Source organism: Embleya sp. NPDC050154 (assembly GCF_044460165.1).
GTDB lineage: Bacteria > Actinomycetota > Actinomycetes > Streptomycetales > Streptomycetaceae > Embleya.
Genome location: NZ_JBITJP010000021.1, coordinates 46,424 through 59,633, shown reverse-complemented (window position 1 = coordinate 59,633; position 13,210 = coordinate 46,424). Strand labels below are relative to the sequence as shown.

The 13,210-nt window shown below is 69.9% G+C and carries 11 protein-coding genes; 7 read left to right on the top strand and 4 right to left on the bottom strand.

From position 1 onward, the window contains the following. Nucleotides 1-121: 121 nt before the first annotated feature. Together ACIBSV_RS35280 and ACIBSV_RS35275 are read right to left on the bottom strand one after the other, a co-directional pair. The gene (locus ACIBSV_RS35280) at nucleotides 122-751 is read right to left on the bottom strand and encodes a DUF6542 domain-containing protein (protein ID WP_395870427.1); all 630 of its coding nucleotides are present in this window, start codon (nucleotides 749-751) and stop codon (nucleotides 122-124) included. 226 nt (nucleotides 752-977) lie between these two features. Next, the gene (locus ACIBSV_RS35275) at nucleotides 978-1,520 is read right to left on the bottom strand and encodes a hypothetical protein (RefSeq protein WP_395870425.1); all 543 of its coding nucleotides are present in this window, start codon (nucleotides 1,518-1,520) and stop codon (nucleotides 978-980) included. Nucleotides 1,521-1,655: 135 nt separating this feature from the next. On the opposite strand from ACIBSV_RS35275, the gene ychF reads away from it, so the two are divergent. The 6 genes from ychF (at nucleotide 1,656) to ACIBSV_RS35245 (ending at nucleotide 8,074) form a co-directional block, all read left to right on the top strand. Continuing rightward, entirely contained in the window at nucleotides 1,656-2,729 is a 1,074-nt protein-coding gene (gene ychF, locus ACIBSV_RS35270; RefSeq protein WP_395870423.1) for a redox-regulated ATPase YchF, read from the top strand. 136 nt (nucleotides 2,730-2,865) lie between these two features. After that, nucleotides 2,866-3,147 (top strand): type II toxin-antitoxin system Phd/YefM family antitoxin, encoded by a 282-nt coding sequence (locus ACIBSV_RS35265; protein ID WP_395870422.1) that lies wholly within the window; start codon nucleotides 2,866-2,868, stop codon nucleotides 3,145-3,147. Further along, nucleotides 3,144-3,398 carry a Txe/YoeB family addiction module toxin gene (locus ACIBSV_RS35260; protein ID WP_395870420.1) on the top strand — a complete coding sequence of 85 codons (255 nt, stop codon included), beginning with the start codon at nucleotides 3,144-3,146 and terminating at the stop codon, nucleotides 3,396-3,398. The genes ACIBSV_RS35265 and ACIBSV_RS35260 overlap by 4 nt, the downstream gene beginning before the upstream one ends. 250 nt (nucleotides 3,399-3,648) lie before the next feature. Then, nucleotides 3,649-4,860, top strand: a complete 1,212-nt coding sequence (xseA, locus tag ACIBSV_RS35255) for an exodeoxyribonuclease VII large subunit (protein ID WP_395870419.1) — start codon at nucleotides 3,649-3,651, stop codon at nucleotides 4,858-4,860. A 218-nt stretch (nucleotides 4,861-5,078) separates the two neighbouring features. Continuing rightward, nucleotides 5,079-7,799, top strand: a complete 2,721-nt coding sequence (locus ACIBSV_RS35250) for an immune inhibitor A domain-containing protein (protein ID WP_395870417.1) — start codon at nucleotides 5,079-5,081, stop codon at nucleotides 7,797-7,799. 20 nt (nucleotides 7,800-7,819) lie between these two features. Continuing rightward, entirely contained in the window at nucleotides 7,820-8,074 is a 255-nt protein-coding gene (locus ACIBSV_RS35245; protein ID WP_395870415.1) for an exodeoxyribonuclease VII small subunit, read from the top strand. A 117-nt stretch (nucleotides 8,075-8,191) separates the two neighbouring features. On the opposite strand, the gene ACIBSV_RS35240 is transcribed toward ACIBSV_RS35245, so the two are convergent. Both ACIBSV_RS35240 and ACIBSV_RS35235 read right to left on the bottom strand, forming a co-directional pair. Further along, complete coding sequence (locus tag ACIBSV_RS35240) at nucleotides 8,192-10,936, bottom strand: immune inhibitor A domain-containing protein (RefSeq protein ID WP_395870413.1); 2,745 nt, start codon at nucleotides 10,934-10,936, stop codon at nucleotides 8,192-8,194. Between the two features lie 369 nt (nucleotides 10,937-11,305). Then, nucleotides 11,306-11,830, bottom strand: a complete 525-nt coding sequence (locus ACIBSV_RS35235) for a DUF4245 domain-containing protein (RefSeq protein ID WP_395870411.1) — start codon at nucleotides 11,828-11,830, stop codon at nucleotides 11,306-11,308. 214 nt (nucleotides 11,831-12,044) lie between these two features. Here ACIBSV_RS35235 and glpX point away from each other — a divergent pair, with 214 nt between their 5' ends. Then, nucleotides 12,045-13,076 carry a class II fructose-bisphosphatase gene (gene glpX / locus ACIBSV_RS35230; protein WP_395870409.1) on the top strand — a complete coding sequence of 344 codons (1,032 nt, stop codon included), beginning with the start codon at nucleotides 12,045-12,047 and terminating at the stop codon, nucleotides 13,074-13,076. Nucleotides 13,077-13,210 lie beyond the last annotated feature (134 nt).

Below are 13,210 nucleotides of genomic sequence, written 5' to 3'. Positions count from 1 at the left end.
CCGTCGGCTTTTCGGCGCCCGCTCGGCTCTTTCGAGCGCACCCGCGAGCCTTTCGGCGCGCCCGGGGCCTTTTCGGCGTACGCGGACCCGCCCCGCGTATCGCGGGCTCGCGGGATTCGCGCTACGGGTGGTCGGCCGCGCGGCGTTTGACCAGGACGACGACGGCGGCCAGGGCGGTACCGCCCCACAGCAGACCGGCCTTGAAGGACAGCGCGGTGATCAGGTCCAGGCCCACCCGGGAGAGATGGCTCTCCTGCGTGTCGTCGCCCAGCAGGGTGCTCACGAGCACGACGGTCGTGGCGAACGCGATCGGCGGCGTGATGATCGCGGCGAGCCAGTCCTGGGCGCGCACCTTCCAGGCCACGAACACCGAGGCGACCAGGAACGCGAACCCGAACACGAATCCCAGCCGATCGGTGGCCAGGTGGTCGACGAGGCCGCCGAGCAGGGTGCCGCCGAAGCCGAACACGGCCGCACCGGCGGCGGTCAGGCCGCTGCCGGACGGGCGGTATCCGCCGGGCGCGCCGTTCGCCCGCCGCGAGGGGGCGCCGGGGCGACGAGGGTGGGGCCGAGGGCCGGTGCGCTCCCGGGGCGGTTCGCGGTCGGCGGGTGTCGAGGCCGGTGGAATCGGCGCGGACGAAACGGGTCGACGGCGCCCGGCGTCACCTCGTCCCGGCGCCGGCACGGGCGGCCTTTTCCGGGGGTTCCGGGTCGGTACGGGACGCGCTCCCGCTCGGCTGCGCTGTTCCATCCACCCAAGGTATTGCCGCATCACGGTCAAAACCGTCCAAGAACACGAAAAACCTCACTCCGCCCGTGTCGAAACGTCCGCCCGGTCGCCGCTCACCTCGTCCTCGACCGATCTGTTTCCTGCCCCCGATTTCTCGGTTTCACCAGGGAGGACGCTTTCCCGGCCGGGATTGGTGGCAGTTCGGGTCGAGTAATTCACCCGGGTCGTCGGATGGGCGTGGCGTCGGTCACGCCCGGGCGCCGCTCTCCACCGTGTCCACGGCGTGAACCACCTCGGCGGTGCCGAGGACCTGGACCGGGATGGCGCGCGAGGCGGCGTACCAGCGCAGGTCCACGGCCAGGTACGGCAACATCTCCTTGCCCAGGAAGTTGATCGTGTGCTGCTTGCGGCCGCCGGCCCGCATCGCGCAGCGCACCACCGCGTAGCAGGGGCTGTCACCCGCGTTGGCCTTGAGCTTGACCTCGACCGAGGAGATCTCCTCCCAACGCAGGCCGCGCGTGCGGAACAGGCCGTGGAAGACCAGACCGTTGGGGCCGATCGAGAGCTTGCGGTACTGGTAGAGCGCGAAGCCGACGAGTACGAAGAGGCTGAGCCCGCCGTAGAGGGCCACGGCCACGACGGTCGGCAGTCCGAGGCCGGCCAGGTCGAGGAAGCCGAGCGCGATCGGAATGAACGCGGTGAACAGCAGGACGCGCATGGGCTTGGACTCCCACAGCACGCCGTCGATGAGCTGCCTGCGGTTGTGCTGGGTGTTCGAGGTGCGGCTCATCGATGTCCCCGTCGTTGAGTGGCCGGCGTACGAAACCAGGGATGCTACTGGCCACAGGCCACCACCTACACTTTCCGAAGGCGCTTGTATGTCCGCAGCGCGCCACATCGATCGCCGAGAAGCCAGGGAATCCAGTTGTCGCTCACCATCGGAATCGTCGGCCTGCCCAACGTCGGCAAGTCGACGCTTTTCAACGCCCTGACCAAGAACGACGTGCTCGCGGCGAACTACCCGTTCGCGACCATCGAGCCGAACGTGGGCGTGGTGGGCGTGCCGGACCCGCGTCTGGACAAGCTGGCGGAGATCTTCGGATCGGCCAAGAAGGTCCCGGCCACGGTCGACTTCGTGGACATCGCGGGCATCGTGCGCGGCGCCTCCGAGGGTGAGGGCCTGGGCAACAAGTTCCTCGCCAACATCCGCGAGTCGGACGCGATCTGCCAGGTCATCCGGGTCTTCACCGACCCGGACGTGGTGCACGTCGACGGCAAGATCTCGCCGGTCGACGACAAGGAGATCATCGAGACCGAGCTGATCCTGGCCGACCTGCAGACGATCGAGAAGGTCCTGCCGCGCCTGCAGAAGGACTCGCGCCTGCAAAAGGACAAGGTCGCGGTCGCCGCCGCCGTGGAGAAGGCCAAGCAGGTGCTGGAGGCGGGCACCACGGTCTTCGCCGCCGGCCTCGACCCGGAGCCGCTGCGCGAGCTGCACCTGCTCACCGCCAAGCCCTTCCTGTACGTCTTCAACGTCGACGAGGACGAACTGGTCAACGAGGAGCTCAAGGACGAACTGCGCGAGCTGGTCGCGCCGGCCGAGGCGATCTTCCTGGACGCCAAGATCGAGTCCGAGCTGATCGAACTGGACGAGGCCGAGGCGCTGGAACTGCTGCAGAGCCTGGGCCAGGAGGAATCCGGCCTGTCCATCCTGGCCCGGGTCGGCTTCGACACCCTGGGCCTGCAGACCTACCTCACGGCCGGCCCCAAGGAGGCCCGCGCCTGGACCGTCGCCAAGGGCGCCACCGCCCCCGAGGCGGCCGGTGTGATCCACACCGACTTCCAGCGCGGCTTCATCAAGGCCGAGGTGATCGGCTTCGACGACCTGGTCGAAACCGGCAGCCGCGCCGAGGCCCGCACCAAGGGCAAGGCCCGCATGGAGGGCAAGGACTACATCATGCAGGACGGCGACGTGGTGGAGTTCCGCTTCAACGTCTGACCATCGCCGGTCGCCGCACCGGCACCGCACACCGTACGGGTCCGCCTTCTCGGAGGCGGGCCCGTCGCCGTTCTTCCGGCTTCGCCAATGAAAAGTGGTACGTTATTCGGTACCACTTGCCGAAAGGTGTGACGTCATGTCGATCACCGCGAGCGAGGCCCGCAGGGATCTCTTCCCGTTGATAAAGAAGGTCAACGACGATCACGAGGCCATCGAGATCGTCTCCAAGCACGGGAACGCCGTCCTCATCTCCGCCGAGGACTACGCGGCCCTGCGGGAAGGCTCCTACCTGCTGCGCTCGCCGGCGAACGCTCGTCGTCTGCTCAAGGCCTACGAGAACGCGCTGAGCGGCGGCAACGTCTCCGAGCGTGCGCTGGTCGACCCCGACTCGGCGAATGACGAGGTCGACACCGAGTGAGGCTCGTCTTCGAGGATCACGGGTGGGAGGACTACACCTCCTGGCTCAGGAACGACCGCAAGATGCTCGCCAGGATCAACAAGCTGATCGAGGATGTGCGGCGCGACCCCTGCACCGGGATCGGCAAGCCCGAGCCGCTCAAGTACCACCTGCCCGGCGCCTGGTCGCGGCGGATCGACGACGAGCACCGCCTCGTCTACCTGGTCGCGGACAGCGAGGTCGTTATCCTCGCCGCCCGCTATCACTACTGACGCCGGCCGAACTCGAGACGTCGAAGGCCCGTGGCCGGAGGCGGCCCGGACACCGTCCGGAGCCTCGAACACTCCGCCCACGGTGCCTTCCAGCATTCGCCGGAGCGGCACACACGGAGGGCCGGCTGCCCGCGGCGGCATCGCGATTCTCCTATCCCTGGAAACGCACGTGGGGGTCGATCTGTTGTGCGGGTCGCCGGCCTCGGCGCGCGTCGTCCCGGGCGGGCGGTGGGCCGGTTAGCCTCTGGGGATGGCTCTCACGACTTCCGCCGACGCGCCCCTGCCCGTGGCCGAGATCTCTCGGTTGATCGGAAGGTGGATCGATCGGCTGGGGGATGTGTGGGTCGAGGGGCAGATCACGCAGCTCAGTCGGCGACCGGGGGCGGGCGTGGTGTTCATGACGCTGCGGGATGCCGAGCAGGATGTGTCCATCTCGGTGACCTGCTATCGGAAGGTCTTCGACGCGGTCGGGGACATCGTGGCCGAGGGCTCGCGGGTGGTCGTGCACGCGAAGGCGGACTGGTATCGGGCACGTGGGACGTTGTCGTTGCGGGCCGCGGAGATCCGACCGGTGGGGATCGGCGAGTTGTTGGCCCGGTTGGAGCAGCTCAAGCGGGCGCTGACCGCCGAGGGGCTGTTCGATCCCCGGCACAAGCAGGCGCTGCCGTTCCTGCCGCATCGCATCGGCCTGGTCTGCGGGCGCGCCTCGGCGGCCGAGCGGGACGTGTTGGAGAACGCCAAGCGGCGTTGGCCGGCCGTACGGTTCGCGGTGCGCAACGTCGCGGTGCAGGGGGTGAGCGCGGTGTCGCAGGTGGTCGAGGCGATCCGCGCTTTGGACGCGGACCCCGACGTCGACCTGATCGTGGTGGCCCGGGGCGGCGGCAGTGTGGAGGACCTGTTGCCGTTCTCCAGCGAGGAGTTGGTACGGGTCGTCTTCGCCTGTACGACGCCGGTGGTGAGCGCGATCGGGCACGAGCCGGACTCGCCGCTGCTGGACCTGGTGGCCGACTATCGGGCGTCCACGCCCACCGACGCCGCGAAGCGGATCGTGCCGGACATCCGCGAGGAGATGCACCGGGTGCACCAGGTGCGCGATCGGGGGCGGCTCGCGCTGCGGGCCCGGCTCGATCGGGAGTACCAGGGGTTGCGGGCCGCCCGTTCGCGTCCGGTGCTGGCCGATCCGCAACGCATGGTGGACCTGCGCGCGGAGGAGGTGGCCGCCCTCGTGGACCGCTCCCGGCGCACCCTGCGCCACCTCCTGGACCGCGCCGAGAGTGACCTGGCGCACACCCGCGCGCGGGTCGTCGCACTCTCCCCCGCGGCCACCCTGGAGCGCGGCTACGCGGTGTTGCAGCGGGCGGACGGGCACGCCGTGCGCGATCCCGCGGAGGTGGCGGCCGGCGAGCGGTTGACCGCCCGGGTGGCGGCCGGACGCTTCGACGTGGTCGTCCCGAAGGACTGATCACCCCGGAGGCGCCCGTCGGCAAGCCCGTCACCGGCCCCGACTCGAACCCACCGGCGGCCCCACCGCCGAACCCACCGGCGACCGCCCCGGCCCGATCGCCACGCCCCATCACGCCACACGTCCCGCCTGCCCCCAAATCCCCATCATTGACCCGTTCGTATGACAAGCAGTCATGTCTCACCCGATCGGCGGCGAAAACGTCTTAGTTTGCGCGTGTGTTGCGTCATCTGCTCGCCGCGTCCGCGCTGTTGCTCACCGGCGTCGCCACGTCCTCCGTGGCCGCCGCCGACGACTCGCCCGCGCGGTGGAATCCGTCAGCCGCCGACTCCTACGTCAACTACGTCGCACCGAGGGACCCGCTGCCGCCCGACGGCCCGCCGGGCGCGTCCCCCGAGGTCCGTGAGCGCGCGCTCGCGGCCGACCGACGGGCCCGGCAGTACGACCGCAAGTTCGCCGCCGGCAACCCCGCCCCCGCGCGCCGGCTCGCCCGGGCGGAGGCGACCGCGGCCCGAACCGGGGTCAGCCCACGCGCCCAGGCCGGGGCCGGCACCCGCGACGCCCGGCTGTTGACCATCCTGGTCGAGTTCAACGACCACGCCGACGACGACTTCTCCGGTTTCAGCCGACCGACGAGCGTCGCGGACCCGACCTGCGTGACCGAGCCGCCGGGCACGGTCAAGAACGGCCCCCGGCACAACCTGCTCCCCGACCCGGCCGTCGCCGGCCGGGACAACAACACGCTGTGGGTCCCGGACTTCGACAAGGCCCACTACGACCGCATGCTCTACTCCGAGGAGGGCATCACCGAGCGGGTCCGTCCCGACCTCACCGGCCCGGACGGCCGGCCCGGCGTCAGCCTCGCGGGGCTGACCATGCGCAACATGTACCGGGAGATGTCGCACGGCGCGTACACGATCGGCGGTGAGGCCGCGGGCTGGGTGAGCGTGCCGCACTCCGAGGCCTGGTACGCGGCCGGCCACTGCGGCGCGATCCGCCAGGACAACAGCGGCAGTCCACAGAACCCGCGCGGAGTGCGGCAGTTCGTCACCGACGCGGTCGACGAGTTGGCGAAACAGCAGCCGAACCTCCCCTGGGCCGACTACGACCGGGAGGACCCGGGCGACGCCGACGACGACGGCGACACCCAGGAGCCCGACGGCGTGATCGACCACCTCGTGCTCGTGCACGCGGGCAAGGACAAGTCGGCGGGCGGCGGTGCCGAGGGCACCTACGCGATCTGGGCGCACGCGAGCACCGTGCTGCGCGGACACCCCATCCCGGGCACCGACCTCAAGGTGGCGAACTACATCGTCCAGCCCGAGGACTCCGGAGTGGGCGTGTTCGCCCACGAGTTCGGCCACGACCTGGGCCTGCCCGACCTGTACGACAACTTCAGCGGCGGCGAGACCGACGTCGACTTCTGGGACCTGATGTCCTCCGGTTCGCACGCCGGGCCGCTGTTCCAGACCATGCCCACGCACCTGGGCGCGTGGTCGAAGTACGTGCTGGGCTGGATCGATCCGCCGGTGGTGCCGGTCGGCGGCGGCTCGCGTACCGTCTCGCTCGGCGCCGCCGCCGAGCCCGCGCCCGGCACCCTGGCCGCGGTTCGGGTGGACCTGCCCACCGAACGGGTCCGGATCGGCACCCCGCACAGCGGCGCGAACATGTGGTACTCGGAGCGGGACCAGGAATGGTCCGACGCCCGCCTCGTCCGCGACCTCGCGGTGCCCGCCGGCGGGTCCGCGACCTTCTCGATGTGGAACGACTACACCATCGAACAGGACTGGGACTTCGGCTTCGTCGAGGTGTCCACCGACGACGGCGCGAATTGGACCCAACTCGCCGTGCACGACGACGCGGGCAACCTGGTCAGCACCCCGCCCGGCTATCCCGACCCGAACCGCAACCTCGCCGAGTTGCGCAAGGTCAACGGCCTCACCGGCGACACCGGCGGCTGGCGGCACGACAACGTCGACCTGGCCCCGTACGCGGGGCAGAGCATCAAGCTGCGGCTGGACCTGAACACCGACGCCGCGTTCATGGAGAAGGGTTGGTTCGCCGACGACTTCTCGCTCACCAACGGCGGCGCCACGGTGTGGTCGGACGACGTGGAGAGCGGCGACAACGGCTGGACCGCGATCAAGGGCACCAACACGGTGACCCGCGGGGCCGGCTGGGGCCGGACCTCCGGCGAGGTCGAGCGCGAGCAGTACTACCTGATGGAGTGGCGCGCGCCGGTCGGCTTCGACCAGGGCCTGCGGTACGCGTACACCGCCGAGCACAGCGACGCACGCGGCGTGCGGGTGCGCCGACTGGCCTACGACGTGCCCGGCATGCTGGTGTGGCTGCGCGACGCCGAGTACCAGAACAACGGCGTGAACTTCAATCTGAGCGCGCCGCCCAGCTACGGCGCCAAGGGCCAGACGCTGCTCATGGACGCGCATCCGGATCCGCGCCGGTGGACCGGCGAGGCCGGCGAGCACTACCTGGTCAAGAGCAACCCCCGGAAGAATTTGGAGAGTCGAGCGCAGTCCGCGGACGCCGCCTTCGGTTTCCTGCCCACCCCGGCGTTCGGGGCGTGTCACGGCAACGGCGCGTGGTGTCAGGACTTCGCGGCCCGCGAACCGGTCCGCGCGTTCGGCGACGACCGCGGCTGGGCGCCGGGGGTCGAGTACGTCGACGGCGCGCCGGTGGACCGCTTCACCAACGGGTCCACCGTGGTGCCCGCGCGCGGCCCGTACAGCACCCGCGTGGTCGACGCGGACGGCGCGCCCGATCCGGCGCACTACGGCGTGCCGTACAAGGGCTCCGTGCTCGGCACCGGCGATCCCGGTCCCGACCTCGCCTACGGCGCCTCGGCCACGCTGGTCGCGCCGCTGTCGAGGGAGCGTCCGGACCGCGGCGCCGCCGTGCGGGTCACGTCGGCCCGCCCGTGATCCGGCCTTAGGCTGGCGGCATGAGCGAGCAGACCGCACCCGCGCCGGACGAGGCACCGGCCTACGAGCAGGCCCGTGACGAGCTGATCGAGGTCGTGCGCCGCCTGGAGACCGGCGGCATCACTCTGGAGGAGTCGTTGGCCCTGTGGGAGCGCGGCGAGCGACTCGCCGTGGTGTGCGAGCAGTGGCTCGACGGCGCCCGGGCCCGGCTGGACGCGGCGGTCCGGGCCGAGCGCGCGGGCGTCGAGTCGGACGAGGCGGTCGAGGAGGACTGACCCGCCGGCGCCGCGCGCCGCGCACAGCAGAAGGGGCACTCCCGAATTCGGGAGCGCCCCTTCCGTTGGAACCGATACGCGGCTACCCGCACGCGAGGAACACGTGCGCGGCGGCCGCTACTTCTGCGCCGGCAGGATCCAGACCACCGCGCCGGAGTTGCCCGGCAGCGGGAGCACCGGCAGCGCGGTCACGCCGTAGCCCTTGTCGAAGCCCGGGTTGCCCGTGCCCAGTTCGGAACCGTGGAACAGCTTGCCGAAGTTGTCCCGGTCCAGCGAACCGTCCGCCTTGGTGACCTTGGTCGAGTACGGCGCCTTCGCCGGCACCACGGTCGAGCCGTAGCGGTCCTTCGGAAGCACCCGACCCTTGTAGAGCTCGGTGCCCGGTGCCCAGCCCACCGTGTCGGTGAACAGCGTCACCGGCGCCTGCGCCGGGAACGACGTGCAGTACGCGGTACCGGGGATGCAGTCCGTGAACGGCGACGTCTTGACGAACCCGAACGCCGCGTTCGCGGCCTGCGGCCGGGTCGGCAGGTTGGCGAAGACGTTCCGCCGCTCGATGTTCGGCGTGTTCGGGTCGACCTGCGGGAACTGCGCCGCGGCCTCGCCGGTGTAGCGCAGCGGGTCCGGGTGCGAGTCGACGATCAACAGCTCGCCCTTGGGGCCCCACGAGGGCCCGTTGTCGATGTTGAAGTTGACGCCGTTGTTCTGGTACTGGTTGTCGCGCAGCCAGACCAGCATGCCCGGCGCGTTGTACGGCACCCGGTTGGTCTTGCCGTTGACGCCCCCGGTGTACGCGTACTTCAGGCCCTCGTCGAAGCCGGACAGGTTGCGCCACTCGAGCAGGTAGTACTGCTCCCGCTCGAAGGTGCCGCCGGTGCGGCCCCAACCCTCGCCCTTGGTGATCGCGTTGGTGCCCTTGATCGCGGTCCAGCCGTTGTCGCCGCTCTCCACGTCGTCCGACCACACCGTGGCGCCGCCGTTGGTGAGCGAGAAGTCGTCGGCGAACCAACCCTTCTCCATGAACGCGGCGTCGGTGTTCAGGTCCAGCCGCAGCCTGATGCTCTGCCCCGCGTACGGGGTCAGGTCGACGTTGTCGTGCCGCCAACCGCCGCTGTCGCCGGTCAGACCGCTGGTCTTGCGGAATGTGGCCAGGTTCTTGGTCGGGTCCGGGTAGTCCGGCGGCGTGCTGACCAGCTTGCCCGACTCGTCCTTGACCGCGAGCTGCTTCCAGGTGGCACCGTTGTCGGTGGACACCTCGACGAAGCCGAAGTCCCAGTCCTGCTCGATGACGTAGTCGTTCCACATCCAGAACTTCACGTCCGTGCCCGCGGGCACCGCGATGTTCCGCTCGATCCGGATGTCGGACCAAGCCTGGTCCTGACCGGAGTACCACATGTTCTGGCCGCCGTGCGGCGTACCGACCTTGACCTGCTTGTTCGGCAGGTTCACCCGGATGCCCCGCGAGGTGCCCTTGGGCGTCTTGGCGGCCTGGCCCAGGGTGGCGACCTTGGGTCGGTCACCGACCTTGACCAGGTCGGGGGTCAGCCAGCCGAGCGCGTACTTGTCCCAGATGCCCATGTGCGCGGGCTGCGACTGGAACAGCGCACCGGTGTGCGAACCGGCCGACATCAGGTCCCAGAAGTTCAGGTCCGTCTGGCCGGCGCTGAAGTTGTCGTACAGGTCGGGCAGGCCCAGGTCGTGGCCGAACTCGTGGGCGAACACGCCCACTCCGGAGTCCTCGGGCTGCACGATGTAGTTCGCGATCTTGATGTTGCTGCCGGGCACCTGGTGGCCGAAGAGCACGGTGCTCGCGTGCGCCCAGATGGAGTAGGTGCCCTCGGCACCGCCACCGGCCGACTTGTCCTTGCCCGCGTGCACCAGGACCAGGTGGTCCACCACACCGTCGGACTCCTGGGTGTTGCCGTCGTGGTCGGCGTCGCCCGGGTCTTCCTTGTCGTAGTCGGCCCACGGGAACTTCGGCTGCTGCTTGGCCAACTCGTCGACCGCGTCGATGGCGAGCTGCTGTGCGCCGAGCGGGTTGGCCGGGCTGCCGCTGTTGTCCTGCTGCGCGTTGCCGCAGGCGCCCGCGCCGTACCAGGCCTCGGAGTGTGGCGCCTTGACCCACGGCGTCGCCTCGCCGGAAACCGAGTACTTTCCGGCCGACATCTCCTCGTACATGTTGCGCATGGTCTGGCCAGCGAGGCTGATGCCCGGCTTGCCGTCCGGCCCCGTGAGGTCGGTGCGCATGCGCTCGGTGATGCCCTCCTTGGAGTAGAGCATCTTGTTGTAGTGGGCCTGGTCGAAGTTCGGCACCCACTGCGAGTTGTTGTCGTTCGGGTTCAGCGCCGGGTTCGGGATCCGGTTGTGCAGCGGCCCGTTCTTGATCGTGCCGGGAGGCTCGGTCACACAGGTCGGATCCGAAACGCTGGTCGGTCGCTTGAAGCCGGAGAAGTCGTCGTTGGCCTGGTCGTTGAACTCGACCAGGACGGTGAGCAGCTTCGCGGTCTGCTTGGCGTCGACGGGCTTGCCGCTGCGCTCGGCCTTGATCTCGGCCGGGCTCTTGCCGGTACGCCCGGCCTCGGCCTCGAGCTCCTTGATCTGGGCGGCGGCACGGGGGTTGCCGTCGGAGTTCTTGCGGTCGGCCGCGGCGTTCTGTGCCTTCAGCGACGCGGCCTTGGCCGGGTCGCCGGGCAGCGCACTGGTGTCGATGGCCGCGTCGACGGAGTTGACGTAGTGGTCCTCGGGGCCCGGATTCCACACCGCCTTCGTCGTGTCGACGCGCGTAGGCGTGGCCGATGTCGAGGGCGCGGTCGTGGCCGCCAGCCCTGTGATCGCCAGCGCGGAAACGGACAACAGCGCCACACGGCGTTTGACCCGCCGGGCGCCGCTCGGGGGCGTCGGGCCCCTCCCGGGTATCGCTGGACTCAACGTGCTCCCCTTTCCGACCGGGGGGCGACCCCCCGGACGCAAAGCGACGTCGCGCGGGATCTGATCAAGCGCACACGACATCGGGACGGCTCGGAAAGCTCGGCGGACACGCGAGGGCAACCATCGGGTCACGACGATGCCGACTCGTGTTCGACCGGGCTTCCGGACCCTAGGGGCGGGAGTAACGCGCGGGGCAGAGGAGGGCGTGGGGTCTTTACAATCTCTTTACAAGCCACTGCACATCCTGTTCACCCGAGCGCCCGAGTCGCCCCGATATGGCCGACGGATTCGCCGGCCATCGGCTCACGGGGCGGCAGTTCGCAGGGATGCGGCGAGAACGGTCAAATCCTCGAAAGTCGCATTGCCGGTGACCATCGTGGTCACGCCGTCGCGAACGCGGACCAGCGAGCGGTACTTGGGTCCGTCGTAGGCCTTCCACTGCTCGCCGACCACGTCCCGGTTGCCGACCGGCTGCCCGCGCTTGCCCTTGTCCCGGACGAGTTCGTCGGTGAAGCCGTTGGTCTGCTCGACGGCGGCGTACTTGTCGTTCGGGTTGATGAAGCCGATGTGCCACGTGGTCTGGTTGCGGTCGTACCCCGAGTAGTTCACCGACGTCGCGCGCCACTGCTCGCTCAGCCCCTGCGGCGCGAGCAGCGGATACGGCGAGACCCGGGCCGCTTGGCGGAAGGACTGCTCGTACTGCACCCGCTTCACCGGATCCCCACCGTTGTGCGGTGCCACCAGGAACAGCGCGCCGACCACGAGGCCGCATGCTCCGAGGGAAAGAACCATGTCCCGGACGGTCTCTCGACCCGACTTTGTCGCCACCGGAACATGGTCGCATTGCGGGCCGGCTCGTTTTGCACGGCCTACCTGCACCGATAACACCGCTCACCGATAACATCGGGGCAATCCCGTTGGAACCAGTCCGGACTCGGGGCCGCGCAATCGCCGTGCCACCCGCACCGATGACGCACGGCTCCCGGGGATCAGGGCACCCCTCGTGGTTACGGACCGGTTCCCCTACAGGAAGGCCCGCCAGATGACGGACCAATCTGTACCCCCGCAGCTCGAGGTCGCGCCGGAAGCCCCGGATCGCAACCTCGCCCTCGAACTCGTCCGGGTCACCGAGGCCGCCGCGATGGCCGCCGGCCGCTGGGTCGGTCGAGGTGACAAGAACGGCGCGGACGGCGCCGCCGTGAAGGCGATGCGCAGCCTGATCCACACCGTGTCGATGAACGGTGTCGTGGTGATCGGCGAGGGCGAGAAGGACGACGCCCCGATGTTGTTCAACGGCGAACGGGTCGGCGACGGCTCCGGGCCCGAGTGCGACGTCGCGGTCGACCCGGTCGACGGCACCACGCTGACCGCCAAGGGCATGAACAACGCGGTCGCGGTGATGGCCGTGTCCGAGCGGGGCAGCATGTACGACCCCTCCGCCGTGTTCTACATGGAGAAGCTGGTCACCGGCCCGGAGGCGGCCGACGTGGTGGACCTGACCGCGCCGATCGCGGAGAACATCCGCCGGGTGGCCAAGGCCAAGCACAGCGCCGTCGAGGACGTCACGGTCTGCATCCTGGACCGGCCCCGCCACGACTCGATGGTCAAGGAGATCCGCGAGGCCGGCGCCCGGATCAAGTTCATCACCGACGGCGACGTGGCCGGCGCGATCATGGCGGCCAAGGACGGCACCGGCGTCGACCTGCTGCTCGGCATCGGCGGTACGCCGGAGGGCATCATCACCGCCGCCGCGATCAAGTGCATGGGCGGCGTGATCCAGGGTCGCCTGTGGCCCAAGGACGAGGCCGAGCGGGCGAAGGCGATCGACGCGGGCCACGACCTGTCGCGCGTGCTGCTGACCGACGACCTGGTCCGCGGCGACAACGTCTTCTTCGTGGCGACCGGCATCACCGACGGCGAACTCCTGCGCGGCGTGCGGTATCGCTCGAGCACGGCGCTCACGTCGTCGCTGGTGATGCGCTCCAAGAGCGGCACGATCCGCCAGATCGACAGCCAGCACCGGCTCGCGAAGCTGCGGGCGTACAGCGCGATCGACTTCGACCACGCGCGTTAAGGCCGTGCGGCCGGGGGTTTGACCCGGCCTGCGGCCGAGGGTGGCCTCAAACGCCGGCCGGGCCGAAAACGGCTCGGCCGGCGTTCGATACGCGACGCGATCGGCGGTCGACATGCGCGACCGGGTCGACGTCG